The sequence below is a fragment of the Moorena producens PAL-8-15-08-1 genome (genome assembly GCF_001767235.1).
Lineage (GTDB): Bacteria > Cyanobacteriota > Cyanobacteriia > Cyanobacteriales > Coleofasciculaceae > Moorena > Moorena producens_A.
Map to the genome: position 1 here is coordinate 3,385,054 of NZ_CP017599.1, position 22,468 is coordinate 3,407,521.

A 22,468-nucleotide genomic window follows, 5' to 3' on the forward strand; every position below is an offset into this window, starting at 1 on the left:
CCAAGTCACTTCTGCCACAGTTGCTGATGGGAACTGTTGAATTGAGAGCTGATCGTTCGATTTTGAGACATCAATGATGAGATTAGAGCAGTTCCAGATTCTACGTGAGCTTACAGTCGATGAGGCAGCCTTTGAGCAGCTTCAAGAAATTTTATTAGCTCAGGAAACCAAATACCAAAAGGCACAAGAGCAAAATCACTTTCAGGCTTCTTTGTTAGATCACTTACCTAGTGGGGTTATTGCCATAGATATGGACGGAAAAATTATTCATTGGAATAGTTATGCCTGTCAGCTATATCAATGGCAATCCCAAGATGTTATTGGCTCGCAGCTATCGGAGATCGTGTTTCCCCCTAGAAGTCATGCTCCCATCAAAGAAATTTTTGCTCAATTGTCCCAGTTAGAGGTTTGGCAGGGTGAGTTGCTCATTCAACGCCAAGACGGTAGCCAATTGGCTAGCGATTTTAGGATTAGTGTCCTGCAAGATCAGGTAGGGAAACAGATTGGTTTTGTAGCAACTGTCGTTGATGCTAAAGAGGGCAAACAGGCACAGATTGACCGTAGGTCACGCTACGCGAACGCACTGTCTAACCAAGTGGCTCAAGATAAGCTGAGGCAGGCAATGGGTGATTCCCTTCGGGAAAACTTTGCAGCCCGCATTCGTAAGTCTTTAGATGTGGAGACAATTCTAAATACCACAGTTAATGAAGTTCGCCGATTGTTACAAGCAGATCGGGTAGCGGTTTATCGCTTCGAGTCGGATTGGAGAGGTAGATTCACAGTAGAGTCTGTAGAATCACCCTGGCAGCCGATTACAGGTAGGGAAATGTATAATCCCCAGTTCTGGGAAACCCATGCTAATCAGTACCGGTATGGTCCGATCCAAGCGATTGAAGATATCTATTCTGATTCTGGGGGCTTGTCCTCCTATGAAGTTAATTGCCTAGCTCAGTTTCAAGTCGTTGCTAACTTGGTAGTTCCGATCATCTGTCACCCTCAACTAGACCAAAACCAACCATTAGACTCACCTTTGTGGGGACTACTGGTTGCCCATCAGTGTAGTAGACCACGACAGTGGCAGTTTTGGGAAAGAAATTTGTGGAAATCAGTAGCAGACCATGTAGGAATTGCGATTCAGCAGGCTCAAATTTATCAGGAAAACCAACTCAAAGCTCAACGGGAAGCAACGCTCAATCAGTTTACTCAAAAGATTCGTAGCTCTCTTGATTTAGAGCAGATTTTTACCACAGCCACTCAAGGAATTAGTCAGCTGTTGGAGGTTGACCTAGTAGAAATTCAAGAATATCTGCCACAGCAGCAGGTTTGGTTAACCGTATCTCAATGCAGTAAACAAGCTAACTTGAGTAGCCCAATGGGAGCTGAAACTCCCGATGTGGACAATCAGATTAGTCGCAAGATCAAAAATCTCGAAGTGGTGCGTATTAACAATAGCTGCAACTTAAAGCTTCAGGATACTTGCCATGGGTTACTTGTACCACTAAGGTTTCAAAACCGCCTCTGGGGAAAATTGTGCCTGATCAAGATTGATCGTGATTACCAATGGTCTGATGGCGCAGTGACTTTGGTGCAGTCGATGGCTGAGCAACTTGCGATCGCAATTCAGCAAGGCCAGCTTTATCAGCGTTTGGCTAACCTCAACACCGACTTAGAACGGCAAGTACTTGAGCGCACCCAACAACTACGAGAGAGAATCCAGGAACTACAGAAACTAAACATGCTCAAAGATGATTTCTTAAGTACCGTTTCTCATGAACTGCGCACACCTCTATCCAATATGAAAATGGCAATACAGATGCTCAAAATTTCTCCGGAGAGTCAACGACGACAGCGCTATACAGAGATTTTAGAATCTGAGTGTTACAGAGAAATTGAACTAATCAACGATTTACTTGACTTGCAGCGTTTAGAAACCGCCTCTTATCAGGTTTCGAGAACAGTAGTAGACTTGAAAATCTGGTTACACCGAATCGTTGATTCCTTTTGCTCCCGTATCCAGGCACAACAGCAAATCCTGAAGTTGACTTTGTCAGATAATTTGCCATCGGTTTTGATTGACAAGACCAGCTTCGGGCGAATTGTGACAGAACTGTTCAACAATGCTTGTAAATATACTCCAGCCAACAGGCAGATTATTCTTGAGTTTTTTTACCAAAACAATCCGGATCTGATCGCATCAGATACCGTACCCAAGGTAATATTTAAAATCAGCAATCAAGCTGAGATTGCTGATACGGAATTACCCCACATCTTCGATAAGTTCTATCGCATTCCTAATGCTGATCCTTGGAAGCGAGGTGGTACAGGATTAGGTCTAGCTTTGGTCAAGGAGCTAGTCAAACAGCTCGATGGCATCATTCAGGTAGAAAGCTCTCAGAGATGGACTACATTTACCGTTCAAATTCCGGCTCCTCAAGGCTCCGAACTCAATGAACACGACAACAGTTTAACGATCAAGTTTTAATCTACCTTCAATGCTTAAGGGATTGCTTGGTCTGTTGGCCAAGGCTATGTTTTGGCCAGGGTTAGCGGTTAACTGATAGTTGAGTTGTTAGTTGAGTTGTGCTACCCTAATCACTTTTGACTTTCCCCGTTTGAATGGAACACTATTATATTAGTCTTCATGTTCTTCAAACTGATCGACTAATTCCGCTGAAGGGGGTCCAAAAGCGGTATAAATCGATATACCAGTGATACCGATTACAAAAACAAGGATAACAATGCTAAGGACTATTGCGGGTTCCATGGCTCAAATCAAATATAAGTGTGTCTGTTGATGCAGTGGCTTGTGGGGGAAACCCCAGTGAGGCTACTGCATCGTTATATGAGTCTGTTTTCTTTTTGACATTCTGCTGTCTAAAATCCAGACGAACCTATACATTTAGATCACTCTGGATCGAGAGCATGGCAAGGTATCACCCGAGCTGTGCTTGAACGATCACGGCCAAGGCGAGCTAAACGATATCTATTGTCAGGAGTAGAACCAGAGTCAATTCTAGCTTTTTTTGATGTTGTGTTAACAAATTTTAGTTTTATTGCTTTTGTTTAAGAATACCACAGAATTTTAACACTGTTAAGATACATTTCCAAAACTATAACTACTATACAAACTTAGACAGTAGTTGACAAAATGTAGTTGTTTGTCAACTACTGTCTAAGTTTGTAAACAAAAAATCGTCAAAAAGATTAGTTGTTGTGAACAGCAGGCTTGACAAATATCAGGTACTGTGTTAACAGTGTGTTAATTGTCTTGGGAAAAGGTGAGTTGCTGTGCCATCACGGGGTATGTAGCCCAACATCCGGAAAATTTGCACGACCTTTACCTTCCTCCGCTCTTATGCCCCACAACGAACATGGGCAGCATGAGTGTTTAAAGTTACCGTAAGGTACTGGTCGCCTTTATGGTTAGTCGGTTATGGGTAAAACGGTTAAAACTTTACCGATTTTGGCGACCCTATCTATCGGTTTCGTCTCCAGGGATGAATCGCGGAGCTGGAACTCTGATAAACAGGCCGAAAAACGTTATACTAAAAATAGTAGGGAAAATAAATTAAGAGCTAACCGCCACCTACGTGCTTAAAAATAGAACTTATTGTATTGTTCCGGCGGGTCGGGGCATCCCGGAGACGAAACCTTAGAAGAGCGATGCAGTCGGCCAAAGGGGGTTTCCCCCGGAGACCAAACCTGATTACGTTGAGCCTTTATGGTTGGTCGGCTATGCAGAAAAGGGGTAAAACTTATTGATTAGCGTGATTTGCGCGGTCTTGGGGAGGCAGCGCGGTCTTGGGGGTTCCCCCCGGAGACGAAACCTTAGACAGTTGAGCCTTTATGGTTGGTAGGCTATGCAGAAAAGGGGTAAAACTTATTGATTAAGGCTCAACTGTCTTACGGTAACTTCTAACCATGAGCGACTGCCGTGGTTTCCCCCACTCGCGCTTTGCATGGCTGACAAGGCTCAACTGTCTTACGGTAAATTCAAACCACTCGCGCTTTGCATGGCTGACAGGGTCGCCTTAATCATAAAGTTTTAACCAAAGGTGCGCTTTCCGCATCTAATTATTAAATTCGCCACGGGTCTTGAAGTTACCGTAAGTGTAGTGGAGCCTTAATACAATAGTTTTAACCATGCATCCTCATAGCCAGTCACCTATAAAGGCTCCACTACACGCTTGGCGCGCGTCTCTACACCTCTTTTATGCATAGCCGACTAACCATTTTGGCTCCACTCTTTAAGCGGTAACTTCTGACCGTGTCGTTAATAAAGCAAGCCTACGTATCCGTTCGCGCAGCGTCGGCGAAAGCCGATACCGTTGGGTGGAGTTGGCTTGAAGCCTACACGCTCACTCGTTCGCGAAGCGGCTCTGTAAGAGCAGAGTCAGTGTAGGAGTATGTCACGCAATGATCTAACCAAGGTGGGTAGGGGAGCTTTGACACTCCCGCAGTGGTATGATCTGTTTAAATCTCTAAGTAGATCCTATCGGACTTGAAGGGAAGTGGCACGGTTTCAACTTGGTACTTCGCCACCTTGTAGAATCCCCCGTGCGAGCAATCCCTCGCACGGGGGCTAGCCACTGTTGACGATTTTCTCCAAATATCTTGCAGTATCTACAAAAATATGTTATACTTTGATGAGGAATCTAGTGTCATTGAAAACATTCTGTAACTTGAATTGAAGCCGAAAACCAAAGCTTTAATGATAGTGGTTGCGTTTTCTATTAAACACAGATAATTGCGCCAAGAGCGGAACAAAACCGATCTTGGCCTTGGGAGATACCCCCTGGCTGCTTAAGCAGCTTGCATTAGTGGGCTAAAATCTGCAAAGTAGATTTTGGTAGCTAAAAAGTATCGGAGATGTCAATAACATAAATCTCAATTAACATAAATCTCAATTTACCCATGGCACAAAGAACTCGGCTAGGAGATATTCTCAAACCCCTTAACTCGGAATATGGTAAAGTTGCCCCAGGTTGGGGCACTACCCCTGTAATGGGAGTCTTTATGGGGCTATTTTTCGTCTTTTTGCTGATTATTTTGCAGATTTACAACAAATCAATCATCATTCAAGGTTTCAACGTTGATTGGACAAGCCTAGGGCAGTAGTCTACTCCCTGCTTCAACTGCTAATCACTAAAATTTCAGCTCCCTCCCGGCTTGTCCGGGTTTTTTAATGCTCTTGACAGCAATGGATAGGCTCGGCAGTCAGTGGGATGATTCCCTGGCGCGCCTTAAACTTGCTTAGTTCAAAGCAACAAAGAAATAGCGGTCAATTTGGGTCAAATGTGGAATACTAATAACAGCAAACTAGTAACAGCAAACCAGCAGTTGACAAATCCCAGGAGGTTACATAATGAACGTTTTTGGTATGGGTTTACCGGAAATGGTGTTGATTATGGTCATTGCCCTATTAGTATTTGGCCCTAAGAAGTTACCAGAAATTGGTCGTAGTCTGGGTAAAGCAATTAGAGGCTTCCAAGATGCCTCCAAGGAGTTTGAAAGTCAGTTTAAGCTAGAGGCACAACAGATAGAGCAAGGGCTGAACACCCCTACCCCAAGTGAATCTGAGAAAACTGCCACCAAAGAAGTTGCTACAGCAGAAGTTGCTACAGCTCAATCAAACAATCATGCTACGACATCTTCTCAACAAAGCTAATTCCAGAGAGGTCGAGCAACTTCAGCAAGAGGCTAGACCCAAGCAGGCATGATCACTAGTACTGCTCCGGGGAATTAAAAATTATGGTATTAACAATTCTTGCATGCTTATTACATAAGCGTTTTGCTATTTTTGAATCGTATATTTATTTCCGCCGTGCTGTACTAGATGACTCTTGAACTGTAAGCCAGTAGCTCATTGGTCGATTGCCTTGGCAACCATTGACGCTCCACGAGCAAGGGGTTTGAGTAGTCGTGGAGTGTCAACAATGAGTTAGCTACTGGATTTACCATTTTTCTCATTGTTCTTAGTAGAAGGTGCCTCAAACTTGTAGCCAACACCTCGAACTGTCTGAATTAAGGAAGGGTCACTGGAATTCACCTCAATTTTCCGGCGAATTTGACCGATATGGACATCAACTACTCGCTGATCTCCCACATAATCGTACTCCCAGACTTCCTGGATTAACTCAGAACGGCGCAAGACTCGACCTGGATGACAGGCCAGAAAATGGAGTAGATCAAATTCCAGAGCAGTTAGAGGGATAAGTATTTCGTTGATAGTTACCTCCCTACGCCCTGGATCGATGACTAAATGGTCGAAGACGAGGCGTTCTGCTTCAGTAGCAGTAACAGCCCGCTTCCGTTTCAAAATTGCTCTAACTCGATTTTCCAGCTCTTGTAAATCAAAGGGCTTGGTGATGTAGTCATCAGCACCTTGTTGAAATCCTTGATTTTTGTCAGCAGCATCCGACCGACTGGTGAGCAAGAGGACAAAGACATCAGTGCGGCTCTGCATTTGCTGACACAGGTTGTAGCCAAGGGCGTCAGGCAAATTGACATCCAGAATGACTAAATCTGGATTAAATTGCTCAAATGTGGCAAGAGCCGTCTTGCCATCTTGAGCAGCCTGCATTTGAAAATTCTTTTGACTTAAGAAGCGTAGAATTAAATTTCGGATTGCCGGATCGTCATCTACGACAAGAATCTTGGCGGCGGTCATAACTTTCCACGGAAAACGGGATCACAAATTTAAGACGCAGAGTGTTTTGACACCAACGGTGCTGTTGGGCATTGTAGACAATTATCGTCAGATTATTACGTAATGCCAATAGTTGGTAAATTGCATAGGCAAATCAGTTATTTTCAAAATTCCCCCACAGTAGGACTTCCAGAACCACGGCAAAAAGTCTTTTTTTCTTCTTCTAAAGAGCAAAAAACCCATAGCCTTGATGGGTCTATATGGATTTACTAACGGTTCTAACATTATTCAGGAATTCTCCGGTGATTTGGCAATAAAACTGAGATGCACCGGCATGGTGTTGACTTCACTGCGGCACTGCTGTTTGAAGATCAAGCTACACTAGCACCCAGGGGCATTGACACCACCCTCAACCAAGACGACTCTGTGACCAGTGGTTACCCAGAGCAAGGTTGAGAGTTTCTCGTGCCTAACCTTAACATATACATAACTAGTTTAAAGTTGCTGTCATACTAATGAAAAGAAGGGATGTGAAAACAAGGGATGTCTCGGAGGTCTTGAATGAGTGATAACAATCCCTATGATCAGCTTGGGGTTACGGAAGAAGCGTCCTTTGATGAAATTCAGGATGCCAAAGGTCGCCTGATGCAAAAGCATCGTGGTAACCAAAAGCTTTTAGATACCGTAGAGGCGGCCTACGATGCCATTATCATGGATCGACTTAGGATGCGCCAGGAAGGAAAGATTAAAGTTCCTGATCGTATTCGTTTCCCAGAGAAGGCTTCTCAAGCTCCACCGAGTTTTCCCCAAACACCAGTTAATAACTCTCCTGAGTGGCTGAAACGGTTGTGGGATACTCCGACAAGAGAAGACATGATCTGGCCGAGTGCCGTGTTCTTAATCTTAAGCAGTGCTACGCTGCTTTACACCTCATCGGCAGACTCGATTTTGCCCTTGGTGATGGCTATAGGCTTCGGATTCACGATCTATTTCCTCAATCGGAAAGAACAACAATTTGGTCGTGCAGTATTGCTAACCCTGGCAGGTCTGTTTTTGGGTGTGGGATTAGGGAGTTTGCTGGGGAATTCTCTGGGAAGCCAATTCACCACCCTAGACTTGACAACAGAAAAACTGGCTACATTGGTGACATTTGTATTGCTGTGGCTGATTAGTTGCTTCTTACGTTGAACATGGGGATTGGGGATTGGGGATCAGGATGTGCCTCCAATAGCACCTTCCTTGTCTAGTAGTGGTGCTTTTCCCCTTGATGGGATATATCCCAAACGTCTCTACCCTTGCTTGGGTTTGCCCGGTGGAAACCACGCCAGTCGCTCATGGGGAGCGACTGCATTATGGCCATGAAAAGCAATTTTCATGAAAATTGCTTTTTTAAATAACCACAAGCCTTGTCAGCCAAGACTTTAGCGCGATTTTTTTATAAAAATTATTATTTTATAAAAATTTATCATAGCCACAGGCTCGAGACCCAATTTTTTTGACTTTGTTAAGAAAATTAAAGTTGCTCAAACCCTTTTTGTTCTATAATCCGAAGTTCCCTTGTCTGCACAGCTAGTTAGTGATATAATTACTTCAATTTCGATACAATCTCACCACCATAGCCATAGCTTTTTTGGCACAAAAAATCACTTGAACTTTCACAGTTCGTTTAATCCCACCCTGACCGAGGGTCAGGCGTAGGGCTCGCTCTAGCCGGATCAGCTAAAATCGAAAATTATACGGCTTGTAGCACTGCTGTGTCTAGAACTAAATCTACCGCTTCAGCGAGATTATTGACGGTAAAATCTGGTTCGTAGAGATTGAGCTGAGTGCGATCGCGTATTCCAGATAAAACTCCAATTGCTTTAATACCGTGGGTTTTGGCAGCCACTATATCCGCTTCTGTATCGCCAATCATCCAGACATCAGACGCAGCTGGGAGTTTTTTTAGGGCTTTTGCCATTAGCAAAGGTTTATCCTTAGTGTCACCGGTCTTAACATAGTCGTTACTCAGGCAATACCTTCGGTTAGGGGGAAAAAATTTCTCCAGGTCTAAGCGACTGAAGGCTTCATCAAGCTCTCGCACCCGACGCATGGTCATGACGGCTAAATCTACACCTGCTTCTTGTAATTTTTCCAGGGCATCGATAGCTCCGGGAACCGGTTGATCATGGACTAAGTAGGGCAGAGTGTGTACAGTTTGACGGCGTAGCTGAGCAAATGCTTCAGCTTGGCTGGGATCGAGACCAGAACGAATACCAATAATTATCTCCGGAACACGCCCCCTCTTGCACTGCCAAAACTCCCCCTTGGACATGGGCAGGATTGGCTGGTTAGGGCGTTGGATTTCTTTGAGACAAAACTGGTAAACCCGATAGTAACGTTCTGAGACATTCATTATCGGACCGTCAAAGTCTGTAAATACTCTAATCATTATCTAACAAAATGTAATATTTATTTACATTATTATCTCATCCCGTGAGTATTTATCACTAAAATTACGAATTTGTAACATTGCCAATCTCTCAGGACTTACCCATTACTCCTGACAGGGGTAGGTTTTTGAGATTTGGGTCAGGAGTCGGGAGTCGGGAGATGGGGAGATGGGGAGATGGGGAGATGGGGAGATGGGGAGATGGGGAGATGGTGAAATGGGGAGATGGTGAGAATTCTCTGTCTGTTGCACCTTATGCCGTCACGAATCGGGGAAACGCCCTCAGCTGGGCGCACCCGTCCAATAAATTCTTGTAGATTTGGAGATTTATTTATTGGACAGGACTTACGCGGTTAAGTTGATTTCGCCCCCCTAGCCCCCCAATTCTGGGGGGTAAAGATGTCAAAGTCCCCCGAGCGAGGGATTGCTCGCTCGGGGGATTTAGGGGGCAAATGCGTAAGTCCTGTTGGAGTTTTTAGGCAATGAAAGTACGTACTCCCACCAAAGTTAAAAACAGAGAAAGTAACAAGCGAGAGTTAGCCACCTAATTTATTGGGTGGGCAGCGAGCGTACCGGGATTTATCCCGGAGATCGTGCTACAATGGAACAACGAGTAAGAACAAGGTTGGTTACGTTGATTTTTTGCTAGTATGGTGAGATTCCAGCCAGTAAGAGACGGGGTTGATCCTACGACTATGGAACAGGCAAGTAATGCAGCAAAAAGTAGTGATTTATTGCCCTGATTTGTTTGGTACAACCACTCCGAAAGTTATTTAAATTAAAAGTAAATCCACAGGTTAACTTCTCTGTTAATCCGAGGGAGGTAGGGCAGTTTTGAATCTGCCGCAACGGTATACTAGATTCACTTCTAGATCAGACCGTGAGCGGATGTCGTTGCGCGGTTTTAACCCGCGCAACGACATCCGCTCAGAATCCCCGTCTTTTCAAAGCGGGGAGAGTTCAACTACCCGGGCATCAGCCGTGGAACGGGCATCAGGTGTGGAACCGGCATCTTGCTGTGGAACGGGCATCTTGCCCGTTATCAATATTTTCACCGCAGGCAGGATGCCCACCCCACTTATTCATATTGATCCGAAGATACTGATCTTGTGGGGCAGGCAGGATGCCCACCCCACTCATTCATATTGATCCAAAGATTCAGCAATGCCAGATTTTTTACCGATTCCCGACTCCCGATTCCCGATTCCCGACTCCCGATTCCCGACTCCCGATTCCCGACTCCCGATTCCCGATTCCCGATTCCCTGACAACTGCCGCGAAGTCTACTGCTCAATCACGACTGCATTCAACCCGTCTAAGCGTAAAGCAACTTGATAAGCTTTACCAACTTTCTTCAGTTTAAACGCTCCCAAGGATTGCAAAAATTTGGGGAATGTACCCTTTAAATTTAAGTCTCTCATCAACTGAGTAATTGGTCGAGAGTATTGTTTTTTAAATTCAGTAGCTATATGAGCGATCGGAACATAAGGATCTTTATAGTTTGTCTTCAAATCCTTGAGGAGTTTAACGAGTATCTCTTCCAAATCTGATTTAGATTCAATTTTAGATACAGGCTTAACAGTAGGTTTTAACTGAATAGTCTTCAAAGAAGAAGTCTTTTTAATGAAAGAAATTGGCTTTTCAAATAGAGTTATATAAAAATTTGAAGTACCCGGTATGTGATGAGTCACAAACTCTTTGGGGTAATCAGTAAAAATATCGGTTGTTAGTTTTCCAGGCAAGCGCAGGGAGACAACTTGATTGAGGCTAAGCTGATACTTTGATTCAAATAGATATGATAGTCTAGACAGGTTTACCCAAGCATTCGAAGTGCGTTTTTGTTCAGCTTTGAGGATGTCTTTGAGCTGATTAATAAATTCTTCGAGGGTGGGGATTTCTGGTACAGAAACCAGAGAATGGGCTTGAGTTTCACGAGTCTTGTTATTTAAAACAATTATCTTATCATTTTGCTTACGCACTAAATAGACTGTTAGTCCATGGGTTTGTAGGGTGGTGCAAAGATGAGTCATCACCCCATCAGAGGAACAGACTAAGACTTCCTTGGCGGTTGGATAATGGATAAAGATAGAAGACCCAACGGTAGCCATCTTAAAATCAGCGCTGTCCTTTCCTGGTGGTACGTGAATTAGCTCATAGCCACGAGTATGCAGTTCAGTGTCATACTTACCCATAGCACGCCAATTGGCAACAGCAATTTTGATTTGGATCGGGTAGGAACAAATTTGAGCTAGGAACTTTTCGGTTTCAGTATTGAGCCGTAAATTTTCGGCATCTAGCAGTAAGATGGCAATTCCTGTGCCTAGCTTTGGCGAAGGGGAAACCGATGTTGGGGTTTTATTATTAGTAGAGACAGCTAAGTTATGGGAATTATTCCCTGGCTTGGGTCGGATAGAGTGACGAAGTTTTTGGGTCAGTTCTCTAAAGCTGGGGGAGTTGAAATAACTAGGAATGAACAGAACTTGCAGTAATTTCCTGACTTTGATAATTCGTCGGGGCCAATCTTGCTCTTGGCTGAGTTCTGATTTCAAATTGGCCAGGAAAGCAGATTGATGACGGGGCTTATCCCAAGCGATTTTTCGGTATTTTTCCTTGAGTAATTCGGACTGCTGCTGCTGAAGCTCAAGGATGGCTTGGTAGAGGTAAAGGCTAATTTCGTTGATCGCGGCAGAGTCATTCACGAATGGTTTCTGGTAGATTTGGTGAGTAATGTTGGGCAGAATACAAGTCAAAAGGCAAAAGGCAAGAGGCAAAAGGCAAGAGGGGAAAGAGATCCGGAGTTTTATTTGACAATAAAAAAAGACCTCCTAGGTTTACATCTCAAATACAAACGCTATATGAACCCACTATATCTGAAGGATCAGCAGTGGGTAGTCGAAAAATGCGAGTTCCAGAGAACTCAGGTGCTGGTAGATTGAAGGAGCTTCGAGCCAGAAGCCAGGAGTCAGAATCCTTGATAACGGAAATGTTTTCCGATAACTCGGTTTTTTGACGGGGTTAAATTTGCCATTATAGCGCTTATCAGAGTAATGAGGTATAGATAATGTTTACCCTACTCCCTCCCTACTCCCTATTCCCTGTTCCCTGTTCCCTGTTCCCTGTTCCCTGTTCCCTGCCTGTTCCCCTTAACCCAAAACGAAAGTCCCTCCGCCAATTGAGAACTGGTATAGTAAGAGGGACTCAGCTTAACAAATTGTAATCATGGCCAGAGACCTAAGGGGATTTATCCAAGAGCTAGAACAGAAGGGGCAATTGCGGCGGATTAAGGCTTTAGTTGACCCAGATTTGGAAATTGCTGAGATATCAAACCGGATGCTACAAGCGGGTGGACCTGGCTTGCTGTTTGAGAATGTAAAAGGGTCATCCTTTCCGGTTGCGATTAATTTAATGGGAACAGAAGAACGGGTTTGTTGGGCGATGAACCGGTCAACCCCGGAAGATTTGGAAACTCTGGGCAAGAAGCTAGGGATGCTGCAACAACCAAAGCCACCTAAGAAGATTTCCCAGGCGGTGGAATTTGGCAAAATTTTGTTTGATGTGGTCAAAGCTAAACCAGGGCGAGACTTTTTACCTCCTTGTCACCAGGTGGTGGTGCAGGAAAATGATTTGGATTTGAATACATTACCCCTGATTCGCCCTTATCCCGGTGATGCTGGCAAGATTATTACCTTAGGATTGGTGATTACGAAAGATTGTGAGACTGGTATTCCTAATGTGGGGGTTTATCGGCTACAACTGCAGTCTAAGACTACGATGACCGTGCATTGGCTCTCGGTCAGGGGTGGAGCACGACATTTGCGCAAGGCGGTGGAGAGAGGACAGAAATTAGAAATTGCGATCGCACTCGGTGTTGACCCCCTGATTATTCTGGCCGCTGCTACTCCCATACCGGTTGACCTGTCGGAATGGCTCTTTGCTGGACTCTATGGTGGGTCTGGGGTTAACCTAGCTAAATGTAAAACCTTAGATTTAGAGGTACCAGCGGATTCTGAGTTTGTCCTGGAAGGCACGATTACTCCAGGGGAAATGTTGCCAGATGGTCCCTTTGGTGACCACATGGGGTATTACGGTGGAGTAGAGGATTCCCCCTTGATTCGCTTCCACTGTATGACTCACCGCAAGGATCCGATTTATTTAACCACCTTTAGTGGGCGTCCACCAAAAGAAGAAGCGATGATGGCGATCGCACTCAATCGGATTTATACCCCGATCCTGCGGCAACAAGTCTCAGAAATTGTGGATTTCTTCTTGCCCATGGAAGCTCTGAGTTATAAAGCGGCCATTATTTCGATTAAGAAAGCCTATCCAGGACAAGCGCGACGGGCTGCTTTGGCGTTTTGGAGTGCTTTGCCTCAATTTACTTACACCAAGTTTGTGATTGTGGTGGATGAGACTATTAATATTCGCGACCCCCGTCAAGTGGTGTGGGCAATTAGTTCTAAGGTTGACCCGGTGCGGGATGTCTTTATTTTGCCTAATACTCCCTTTGATAGTTTGGATTTTGCTAGTGAAAAGATTGGCTTAGGGGGACGGATGGGTATTGATGCTACTACTAAGATTCCACCAGAAACCGAACATGAATGGGGGGCAACGTTGGAGTCAGATGGGGATGTAGCAGCGATGGTAGATAGGCGTTGGGCTGAATATGGCTTAGGGGATTTGGATCTCAAGGATGTTGATCCAAATTTGTTTGGGTATGATATGTGATTTATACATCAGTGGTCAGCGGTCAGTGGTCAGCGGTCAGCGGTCAGCGGTCAGTGGTCAGCCGTCAGCCGTCAGCCGTCAGCTTAAAACCAAAGGCCAAATTTAGTCCAGTCAACTACTAGATTACTAGAAAGCGATTGGCCGTAGGCCACGCTAAGCGATCGCATAAATCCCCTCAGGGGTTCTATCCCAACTCATTCCCTGCTATCGGTTCTGTATCTGGGACTGATGCTAATATTGCATCAAAACGGTTGTAATCGGCTTTTTCAGCATAACTATGCAAGAGTCGTACAACTTTCTGAGCTTCAATTTTTTCGGTAACAGCATTCAGTAACCACTGCTCGATAGAAACTTGATTTTCTTCAGCAAGACGTTGAATTTCTTTCAACAATGTCTCAGGTAATTTTAAAGGATAATAACTCATTCGCTAAAACTCCACCTACAATTAATCCTTGACGAATGGCTTTCAAGATTAAAAAGCTAGGACCTCGTGGAACGGGCATCTTGCCCGTATGTCGATAACGTAATGCAGCGACAAAAACATTAGTATCAAAGACATACATATTTGTTTGTTGACCACTGAATCAACTGTAGATCTGTATTATACACTTTCCCAACTTCTATATTTAATCCAAGTAAGCATTCAGCTGTTGGCCTTTGGCTGATAGCAGTTCGTAAGCATATGCTTACGAACTGCTATCTTGTTAGTTCAATAGAGTTGCCCTCACCTTGGCAAGCCTATTTCTTGTTTGATAGCCAAACTCTGCTGTTGGAAATCAGTGGCTTTTGAGTCGTCCCCCAGGTTTTTGTAAGCCTTGGCGAGATTTCCCAGAGAATTAGCTTCACCTTCACGATCGCCTATGTCTCGTGCAATAGCCAAACTCTGCTGGAGGTTTTCAATGGCCTTTGGATAGTCCCCTAGGTTTGTGTAAATAATACCGATAATATTCAGAGATATAGCCTCACTTTGCTGGTCGCCTATTGCTCGATAAATAGTAACTAACGTCTGCCAATACTGCAATGCTTCCCGATCTTGACTTACTTGAAACGGCTTCAGAGGTTGATTAGAAAATCGGTAAGTTTGAGGTTTAGGGCTTTGTGAAGATTGAGCTAATGCTGGAGAAGCTGGTAATAGGGGTGAAACATTACCTAGCAACGGTGGTGAAAAATTACCTAACAAAGCCAGAAGGATAATTAATCGAAATCTTGGAAATTTCATGACGATCACACCAAAAACAATAGAATAAGGAATCGGGTTTTTTTATATTCACAAGTTCCCCGTTACTTCGTTGATTTTTACCAGTACAACGCTGATAACTGATAACTGATAGCTGATAGCTGATAGCTTACCCTTTTAGGGATATCACCAAGAGTGAGATCCCTCAGGTTTCCCTAAGCAAGACCGAGATTGACCAGAGACTTAGCCTCACTTTGAAAAGCCTATTTCTCGTATGATCGCTAAACTCTGTTGCTGGAAATCACTCGCTTTTGAGTAGTCGCCCAAGGCACGGTAAGTAATGGCGAGATTGTTCAGAGACTTAGCCTGACCTATGTGATCGCCTATTTCTTGATAAATAGCCAAACTCTGCTGGAAGTTTTCAATGGCCTTGCGGTAGTCTTTCAGGTTTCGGTAAACAACACCGAGATTGTGCACAGACCCAGCCTCACGGCTGCGATCGCGTATTTGTCGTGCAATAGCTAAACCCTGCTGCAAGAAATCAATGGCCTTTGAGTAGTCTCCTAGGGAATTGTAAACAATCCCTAGACCATTGAGAGAGTTCATCTCGTGGCTGCGATCGCGTATTTGTCGTGCAATAGCTAAACCCTGCTGGTAGTTTTCAATCGCCTTTTGGTACTCCCCCAGGGAATTGTAAGCATAGCCAATATTGTTCAGAGAATTAGCCTCACCGACGCGATCGCCTATTTCTCGATAAATAGTCAAACTCTGCTGGAGGTTTTCAATCGCTTTTGGGTAATTTCCTAGGTTTCTGTAAGCAATGCCGAGATTGTAAACAGAGTTAGCCTCGCGGGTGCGATCGCCTATTTCTCGATAAATAGTCAAACTCTGCTGGTATTTTTCAATCGCCTTTTGGTAGTCTCCCAGGGAATTGTAAACATTGCCGAGATTGTAAACAGAGTTAGCTTCACCTTCGCGATCGCGTATTTGTTGTGCAATAGTCAAACTTTGCTGGAGGTTTTCAATGGCCTTTGGGTAATCCCCTAGGTAACGGTAAGCAATACCTAAACCATTGAGAGACTGACGTTCAGCAACCCGATCGCCTATTTCTCGTGCAATGGTTAAACTCTGCTGGAGGTTTTCCATCGCCTTTCGGTAGTCTGCCAGGAAATAGTAAGCAAAGCCGAGATTGTTCACAGACTTAGCTTCACCGGCGCGATCGCCTATTTCTCGGTCAATAGCCAAACTTTGCTGGTGAAAATCAATGGCTTTTCGGTAGTCTGCCAGGTTTTCGTAAGCAAGACCGAGATTTTTCAGAGACTTAGCTTCACCGGCGCGATCGCCTATTTCTCGGTTGATAGCCAAACTTTGCTCGTAGAAATCAATGGCTTTTCGGTAGTCCCCCAGATTTTCGTAAGCAATACCAAGATTAGCCAGAGCGTTAACCTCACCTTGGCGGTATTCTATTTCTCGTGCAATAGCTAAACTCTGCTGGAAGTTTTCAATTGCTTTTGGGTACTTTCTTAGGTTTCTGTAAACAATACCGAGATTGTTCACAGAGTTAGCTTCACCTTGCCTATCGCCTATTTCTCGTTTGATAGCCAAACTCTGCTGGTGGTTTTCAATGGCCTTTGGATAGTCATCTAGGTTTTCGTAAATAATACCGATACTATTCAGAGATGCAGCCTCAAGTTGCCGGTCGCCTATTGCTCGATAAATACTGAGTGCCTTCTGCCAAGACTGCAATGCTTCCTGAAATTGCCTTACTTGAAACTGCTTAAGAGCTGATTTATAAAGTAAACCTTAAGCTAGCCAGTCGCTTAACCATAAGGTGAATTAGAGAGCCATAAATCATGGCTTCACTCACATCTGAATACACCTCATAATCCTTGCTTAAGCGTCGAAATCTATTCAACCATCCAAAAGTGCGCTCAACAATCCATCGTTTAGGTAACCGCTCAAAAGTTTTGGAAGTTCTCTTGATTACTTCCACCCTCACGCGATCGCCACAAACTTCCTTAACTGCACGCGCAAAATTATTGCCAGAATAACCCTGATCTACCCAAAGCACATCTAATTTCGACAGTTTATCCCTGGCTTCATTAAGTACTACGACTGCTCCTAATCGTTCTGAGGCATTCGCTTCAGTTACCAAAACACCAATTAATAATCCAAGGGAATCTACTACAATGTGACGCTTACGCCCCTTAACTTTCTTGCCACCGTCGAAACCGTAGACAGAGCCCTTTTTTCTGTTGTTTTCACTGACTGGGAATCAGCAATGGCAACAGTTGAGTCTTCATCCCTGTCTAATTCTGTTCTTAATTTTTGGCGTATTTTATCGTGTATCTGTTGCCAAAAACCGCCTTTTTGCCATTTTTTGAAGTATCTGTATACCGTGCTATAAGGTGGTAGATCATGAGGCATCATTTCCCACTGACATCCAGTCCGTTGCACATAGAATATGGCGTTGAAAATTTCTCGGAAATCCACCTCTATCGGATGACCAAACCCCTTGGGTAATGGTACTAGAGGCTTGAGTATTTCCCATTCTGAGTCGCTCAGGTCACTTGGGTATGGTTGACGTTGAGGATTTGCGATCGCAGGTAGACGGCTCATCAGTCACAACATAGCTTAACTATAACTAAGAAATAACGATTACACCATATTCACTTAATCCCCTACTTTCTTTAGATTCTCTTTATAAATCAGCTCTAAGACCTTGAGCAAAAAGTTGGTTAGCTTGAGCTTTACGGCTTTGTGACGATTGAGCTAATGCTGCAGAAGCTGGTAATATGGGTGAAACATTAAATAGTAACGGTGGTGAAAAACTACCTAACAAAGCCAGCAGGATAATTAATCGAAATTTTGGAAATTTCATGACGATCACACAAAAAAAAATAGAATAAGGAATCGGGGGATTTTTCTGTTAACAAGTTCCCCGTTACTTGGTTAATTTTTCCCAGTACAAGAATCAACCAAGGGCTGTGAATTAATTTTTTATCAACCAAGCTCCTGCCATAAATCTGCCCAATCCTGAGGGAGGATTTTATCCTAGGAATTAGGCCAACCTAGTTGAGGGAGGTTGGTGAAGGCATCAAACCACAACCCTTTGGGCATACTGTAAGTTTTAAGCTTGAAAAAAATCATCTATTTATATAACAGTGTTAGATCGGAAAATTATGAAAAGCAGTGGTATTAATTTTTTAATTTATCCAAAATCAAGCAACTAATCAGTAACCCTTTTTTGCAATTTAATTGCAATCAAACAAGACGTCTTTCAGAAGTCGTTAACAGCGGATTTGGGAACACGGAACAGTGGACAATAATTCACGAAAATGCCTGAAATTAAGCAAAAATTCTAAGATAATTCCCAAACTCCCCACACCCGGGCCCCGCGCCCACTCCCCTTTTTTTTTACAAATATCAGATGTACCCTTTCAATTCTCCCTTTCCCGTAGCGTGGCCATAGGCCTGCATAGGTTTATTTTTAAGCTGACTGCTGACTGCTGAGAGCTGTTTGCGTAGCGTGGGCGTAGCGCATATGCTTACGTAATTAGTAGATACACAGGATTTTTCCCCAATCCCGAAATTCCCTCTTTTTTCTTCCCTATGGCCTACTCCCTACTCCTGATTCCCGATTCCCGATTCCCGATTCCCTATTCCTCAGGAGGAGAGAACTCATTCAAGAATTCATCAACAACAAGATAGCTTTTTGTCCAGTTGGGGCGAGGTGGAAGCTTGCCAGTTTGGATATCTTTTTTCCACTCAGAATCTGATTTACGGGATACCCCTGGCATCTCAAATTCATAATGGCTCAACACTGGTCCAGCAAAAACCATTTTGTCTTCACCGTTGTCCACTGCAATCATCAACAAATCAATATTACCCACGCCCTGGTGAAGTACACTGCCTGGATCTTTAACTTGTGGGTTAGGTACATTTGTGTGTACATCGGCAACAATGGCATCCCACTTATCAGAATCCTCAGGTTTCTTATAGAAAAGGCTGGGATACCAACCGGTATAAGTCGGACCCCCTGAAGCAAACCGTTGAATCTCAACAACCTTTTCTAGGAAGTTGGTTTGGGCTTCGGTAAGTTCCTGTTGTGCTAATTCCTTGAGTGCTATTTCCTTGAGGATAGTTAACTGCTGGCTGAAATTTTTGAAGAATTTAGTTTGTTTTTGCTGAATCTTTCGGAAGCGCTCTGGAAAGGGAGTGTTTTCAATTAGCTGCCCTGCCAGCACTGCCATTTTTTCAAAGCGTTCCCAGAATTCCGGTCTCGGCTCCACAAACCCGGCTGGATAGTAGCATAAGGTTCCACCGGTGTAAGATTGTTTGGCATAAAGGATGGTGTCGTGGCGCAATTGTGTCCATGACGCTAGTTGTGTATTGAGTGTCTTCATCCCCCAGGCACCGGTACGCATGGCTTCCGGGTATTTGGAGTCCGTAGTGGGTTTGGAAAGTTCCCGCAAGGTTGCCAGCCAATTCATGTAAAGGTTTTCTTCCCAAGCAGAAGGATTTAGCTTTTCAACTACATTAAAGGCTGCGGCTAGGTTGTGTTGATAGTTGAGACCATCTCGGAACTTACGCCCATTCTGGTTTGTGATCCGATCAACCAGTTCTGGTACTACTTGAGTGTTTCCTAGGGTGGCAAATGCGACATCTAATCCACTTGGTACACGACGCTGAACTTTCTCACCATTCCAAATAACATCATCGTAAACTACTTTGCTCAACATCCAGCTATCCAAGATAAACTTTTGACCGATAACTGTAAAGGAGTGGGGTATTATATCTTTAATCTGATCCTCGTTTTCCAGGGGACTAAAGTAAACATGACTCCTGATGTTTTGAAAACCTAGGTTGTTAGCTGAAATTTTAGTTTGCAGCTGCTCTAAGGTGGATAAATCTTTAATATCTGTCGGAGATTTAATCTTAGCTTGTTTTAATAGGTCAGCTAGTTGAGCAAAGGTCATGGAATCAGTTGGACCGACAAAGGTCTGAAGCATTTGGTCAAAATCTTGCCATTGCTCGAACTTACCAGATTTTGTTAACAGATCATTGAGGATTATGGCTGCACCCAATTCCCGTGGAGAAGCTTCTTCTGGTTTACCTGCAATCCGTAGATCGACTCTACCGCACCACATTACTGCCTGGAAATATTTCTTAAGAGTCTCGGAATTCTCATAATGCCCACGTACCTTGAATTGAGAAAAATCCATCTCGCGCTTACGCCCGAACAGCTCAAATTCCTGGATTTGCTCTGCTGCGATGGCTTGGAAGGTTGCTGCCACACGGGCATCCTGATTTAATTTGGTCTTAACTGCTTCTCCTGCTAATAACGAACGAGCGACTGCTAGAAAGTAGTCGGCATCAATTAAACTTAGGTCAAGGACCTGGGGGGGCGACATGAGAGCTAAAAAGTAGACTGTATAAGCTTCATAGCTCTCATACCTCGTAAATAATTATCGAGCTTATGACGACTTAAACGCATCAAAGCATAAACTAATTCCCAACATTTATCCATAAAATGAATCCATTTTTGAGCATACATTCCAATATAAAAACTGCTATGTCTTTTAGTTAATCGCCCATATTCTTTGACTCTCGCTACATAGTCCTGAACTCCTTTTTTATTAATTATTTCTCCTTTAATTGTGGCAATAAAGTAAGCAAAAGAGATTATAATAAGTAAAGATATAAAGCGTTTACCGACAACATTACTGCCTTCCATATTATATCCACCGCTTTTATAATCTCGGAACATTTCCTCAATATCAAAACGTTTTTTATAAGCTGATATTGCCTCAGACAATTCGCTCATATTTGTTAGGATAAACCAACCTTCTTGGCTTACTGACTTTCGATAACTTTTCTTCCATTTACAGGCAATACTAAATCCTGATACTTGTTTAGTTTTTGTGACTTTAACCTTTTCAAAAAATAACGAAATTCCTGGTTTTAATCCCGAGTTTTTCAGGGAAATCCACCCCTGATTTTTTAATTCAATTTGCTCATTTTTTTTAAGTCTTAAACAAAACTTAAACCCTTGTTTGTCTAGCCATTCAGCCAATTTAACTGAACAAAACTCTCGGTCTCCCAAAATAACAACATGATAGCTATCAAATAGCCCTATAATAGTTGATAGTATTTGTTTTTGCTCTAAAAAATTACTTGAACCAAGTTTTGAAAGAAGTTCAAAATAAATTGGGATTGCTCGGTTTTTATAAATTATACTAACCACCAATAAATTTTTGTTATTCCAATTAGTCCTATCGATGGCTAAATAGATTTTTTTGTGTTTATCAAATTTTTGAGTGAGCCATTCTCTAACAAGTGGAAACCACATTTTTTTTATTTGAAATATTGGTAATGAAAAAAATCTCTGTAACTTTTTACGCCTTGAGTTACATTTAATAGGCAAAGGTAAAGATTCAGCAATTTTTTCGAGTTTAACATCCTTGATATCTTGTACAATGATTACTACAAGGTAAAAAAACAATAATTGAGATTCGGAAAGGAGATTTTTTAAATGTTTTTGATATAATTCTGGTAGCATTTTGAATTGATAGGTCGTCTTGACAATTTCTGACCTATCTTTTTTTACCATAATTCGCTCAATTTAATATATATCAAGGGTTACGGGGCGCTTGTCGCCCCCCCAGGTCAAGGACACCATCGCCATATTGATTACTGGCTTCTGGGATTTTATCTGCCATTCCTGTGAGAATTTCATCTAGTGATGTGGCAAGATAACTTTCTTCTAGTTCTTCTAACATGGCGTCATAAGAACGATGCCAAGCATGAAGCAAGGCATCAGCGGAAACGAAAACTGGTAAATCGTTGTTATAGATTTGGTAGAATGATTGAGCGAAACTCTTTGTCCCCATGCGCTCACTGACAACAAAGCCTTGTTTATTGAATACTTCCAGTTCCTCTGAATTGAGGCGGAAAAAGCTGTCATTGAACAAATCCCAAAATTGAGCCTGGGTGGGATCCCAACTAATTTGTGTTAGATAGTCAATCTTGGCATCGTAGCGTTTAGCAAATTCTTGGGGTGAAATCTGTCCAATCTTATCCAATTCCTGAGCGAAGGTAGGGTTGTAACCAAAGACATCAGGTGACACTTCTGCTGAAGCTGGGTTGACCAAAAGTTTGGAACTGTCAATGCCATCTTCGAGGAAAGTATGGTTGATCATCAGAATTAAAAATACAGTGATCGGAGCAATAATTAGCTTGCTTAATTTATTAAGCTTCATCATTAATCAGGGAACAGCGAAGATAAAACAGAGAATAGACAACAGGGTTGGGAGCATGTCAACTTTGTAATTAGGTAAATAGATCCCCCCTAACCCCCCTTAAAAAAGGGGGGAATTAGATGGAAAAGTCCCCCTTATTAAGGGGGATAATGGGGGATCTGAATCAGAGATTAACAAAATTGGCGTTGCTGATTCTAGGTATGGTTTTGCCCCCCTAACCCCCC

At 43.2% G+C, this 22,468-nt stretch carries 20 protein-coding genes and 3 pseudogenes; 10 read left to right on the forward strand and 13 right to left on the reverse strand.

Going from position 1 to position 22,468, the window contains the following annotated elements:
* Positions 1-73 precede the first annotated feature (73 nt).
* Positions 74-2,482, forward strand: coding sequence for a GAF domain-containing protein (locus BJP34_RS12740; protein ID WP_083305135.1), 2,409 nt, complete (start codon positions 74-76; stop codon positions 2,480-2,482).
* A 150-nt stretch (positions 2,483-2,632) separates the two neighbouring features.
* Here the strand turns inward: BJP34_RS12740 and psbN are convergent, their stop codons facing one another.
* Positions 2,633-2,764, reverse strand: a complete 132-nt coding sequence (gene psbN, locus BJP34_RS12745) for a photosystem II reaction center protein PsbN (protein WP_008180512.1) — start codon at positions 2,762-2,764, stop codon at positions 2,633-2,635.
* A 2,150-nt stretch (positions 2,765-4,914) separates the two neighbouring features.
* On the opposite strand from psbN, the gene psbH reads away from it, so the two are divergent.
* Both psbH and BJP34_RS12755 read left to right on the forward strand, forming a co-directional pair.
* On the forward strand, positions 4,915-5,118 hold the full coding sequence (gene psbH / locus BJP34_RS12750; protein ID WP_070392668.1) for a photosystem II reaction center phosphoprotein PsbH: 204 nt from the start codon (positions 4,915-4,917) through the stop codon (positions 5,116-5,118).
* 247 nt (positions 5,119-5,365) lie between these two features.
* Positions 5,366-5,668, forward strand: coding sequence for a TatA/E family twin arginine-targeting protein translocase (locus tag BJP34_RS12755; RefSeq protein WP_070392669.1), 303 nt, complete (start codon positions 5,366-5,368; stop codon positions 5,666-5,668).
* A 273-nt stretch (positions 5,669-5,941) separates the two neighbouring features.
* Here the strand turns inward: BJP34_RS12755 and BJP34_RS12760 are convergent, their stop codons facing one another.
* Positions 5,942-6,670 (reverse strand): response regulator transcription factor, encoded by a 729-nt coding sequence (locus tag BJP34_RS12760; protein ID WP_070392670.1) that lies wholly within the window; start codon positions 6,668-6,670, stop codon positions 5,942-5,944.
* A 303-nt stretch (positions 6,671-6,973) separates the two neighbouring features.
* Between BJP34_RS12760 and BJP34_RS48770 the strand changes: the two genes are divergently transcribed.
* Both BJP34_RS48770 and BJP34_RS12765 read left to right on the forward strand, forming a co-directional pair.
* On the forward strand, positions 6,974-7,105 hold the full coding sequence (locus BJP34_RS48770) for a hypothetical protein (RefSeq protein WP_267876553.1): 132 nt from the start codon (positions 6,974-6,976) through the stop codon (positions 7,103-7,105).
* A 105-nt stretch (positions 7,106-7,210) separates the two neighbouring features.
* The gene (locus BJP34_RS12765) at positions 7,211-7,837 is read left to right on the forward strand and encodes a CPP1-like family protein (protein ID WP_070392671.1); all 627 of its coding nucleotides are present in this window, start codon (positions 7,211-7,213) and stop codon (positions 7,835-7,837) included.
* Between the two features lie 544 nt (positions 7,838-8,381).
* Here BJP34_RS12765 and BJP34_RS12770 read toward each other — a convergent pair.
* Complete coding sequence (locus BJP34_RS12770) at positions 8,382-9,080, reverse strand: HAD family hydrolase (RefSeq protein ID WP_070392672.1); 699 nt, start codon at positions 9,078-9,080, stop codon at positions 8,382-8,384.
* 80 nt (positions 9,081-9,160) lie between these two features.
* Between BJP34_RS12770 and BJP34_RS39560 the strand changes: the two genes are divergently transcribed.
* Both BJP34_RS39560 and BJP34_RS48775 read left to right on the forward strand, forming a co-directional pair.
* Entirely contained in the window at positions 9,161-9,397 is a 237-nt protein-coding gene (locus BJP34_RS39560; protein ID WP_149030946.1) for a hypothetical protein, read from the forward strand.
* 828 nt (positions 9,398-10,225) lie between these two features.
* Positions 10,226-10,348: a hypothetical protein gene (locus BJP34_RS48775; RefSeq protein ID WP_267876554.1), complete on the forward strand. Its 123-nt coding sequence runs from the start codon at positions 10,226-10,228 to the stop codon at positions 10,346-10,348.
* Positions 10,349-10,363: 15 nt separating this feature from the next.
* On the opposite strand, the gene BJP34_RS12775 is transcribed toward BJP34_RS48775, so the two are convergent.
* Positions 10,364-11,779, reverse strand: a complete 1,416-nt coding sequence (locus BJP34_RS12775) for an NYN domain-containing protein (protein ID WP_158517169.1) — start codon at positions 11,777-11,779, stop codon at positions 10,364-10,366.
* 362 nt (positions 11,780-12,141) lie between these two features.
* Between BJP34_RS12775 and BJP34_RS43110 the strand changes: the two genes are divergently transcribed.
* Genes BJP34_RS43110 through BJP34_RS48780 form a run of 3 tightly spaced genes read left to right on the forward strand, consistent with a single transcriptional unit; the run spans position 12,142 to position 13,927 of the window.
* A complete protein-coding gene (locus BJP34_RS43110) occupies positions 12,142-12,297 on the forward strand; it encodes a hypothetical protein (protein WP_158517170.1) in 156 nt (51 codons plus the stop codon).
* A gap of 2 nt (positions 12,298-12,299) precedes the next feature.
* Positions 12,300-13,805 carry a UbiD family decarboxylase gene (locus tag BJP34_RS12785; protein ID WP_070392674.1) on the forward strand — a complete coding sequence of 502 codons (1,506 nt, stop codon included), beginning with the start codon at positions 12,300-12,302 and terminating at the stop codon, positions 13,803-13,805.
* Positions 13,802-13,927, forward strand: coding sequence for a hypothetical protein (locus BJP34_RS48780; protein ID WP_267876555.1), 126 nt, complete (start codon positions 13,802-13,804; stop codon positions 13,925-13,927). The genes BJP34_RS12785 and BJP34_RS48780 overlap by 4 nt, the downstream gene beginning before the upstream one ends.
* 62 nt (positions 13,928-13,989) lie before the next feature.
* On the opposite strand, the gene BJP34_RS12790 is transcribed toward BJP34_RS48780, so the two are convergent.
* The 9 genes and pseudogenes from BJP34_RS12790 to BJP34_RS12830 form a co-directional block, all read right to left on the reverse strand.
* A complete protein-coding gene (locus tag BJP34_RS12790; protein ID WP_070392675.1) occupies positions 13,990-14,229 on the reverse strand; it encodes a CopG family transcriptional regulator in 240 nt (79 codons plus the stop codon).
* 300 nt (positions 14,230-14,529) lie between these two features.
* Positions 14,530-15,024 (reverse strand): tetratricopeptide repeat protein, encoded by a 495-nt coding sequence (locus BJP34_RS12795; RefSeq protein WP_070392676.1) that lies wholly within the window; start codon positions 15,022-15,024, stop codon positions 14,530-14,532.
* A gap of 207 nt (positions 15,025-15,231) precedes the next feature.
* Complete coding sequence (locus BJP34_RS48785; RefSeq protein ID WP_267876612.1) at positions 15,232-16,179, reverse strand: tetratricopeptide repeat protein; 948 nt, start codon at positions 16,177-16,179, stop codon at positions 15,232-15,234.
* Between the two features lie 27 nt (positions 16,180-16,206).
* A pseudogene (locus BJP34_RS48790) lies at positions 16,207-16,737 on the reverse strand (tetratricopeptide repeat protein); the annotation flags it as partial.
* A 34-nt stretch (positions 16,738-16,771) separates the two neighbouring features.
* Positions 16,772-17,601: pseudogene (locus tag BJP34_RS36700) on the reverse strand (IS5 family transposase).
* An 82-nt stretch (positions 17,602-17,683) separates the two neighbouring features.
* Complete coding sequence (locus BJP34_RS12815) at positions 17,684-17,863, reverse strand: hypothetical protein (RefSeq protein ID WP_070392680.1); 180 nt, start codon at positions 17,861-17,863, stop codon at positions 17,684-17,686.
* Positions 17,864-18,641: 778 nt separating this feature from the next.
* Complete coding sequence (locus BJP34_RS39575) at positions 18,642-20,396, reverse strand: DUF3160 domain-containing protein (RefSeq protein ID WP_070392681.1); 1,755 nt, start codon at positions 20,394-20,396, stop codon at positions 18,642-18,644.
* A pseudogene (locus tag BJP34_RS12825) lies at positions 20,382-21,544 on the reverse strand (IS4 family transposase); the annotation flags it as partial. The gene BJP34_RS39575 and the pseudogene BJP34_RS12825, both read right to left, overlap by 15 nt.
* Before the next feature lie 73 nt (positions 21,545-21,617).
* Positions 21,618-22,184 (reverse strand): DUF3160 domain-containing protein, encoded by a 567-nt coding sequence (locus BJP34_RS12830; protein WP_158517171.1) that lies wholly within the window; start codon positions 22,182-22,184, stop codon positions 21,618-21,620.
* Positions 22,185-22,468 lie beyond the last annotated feature (284 nt).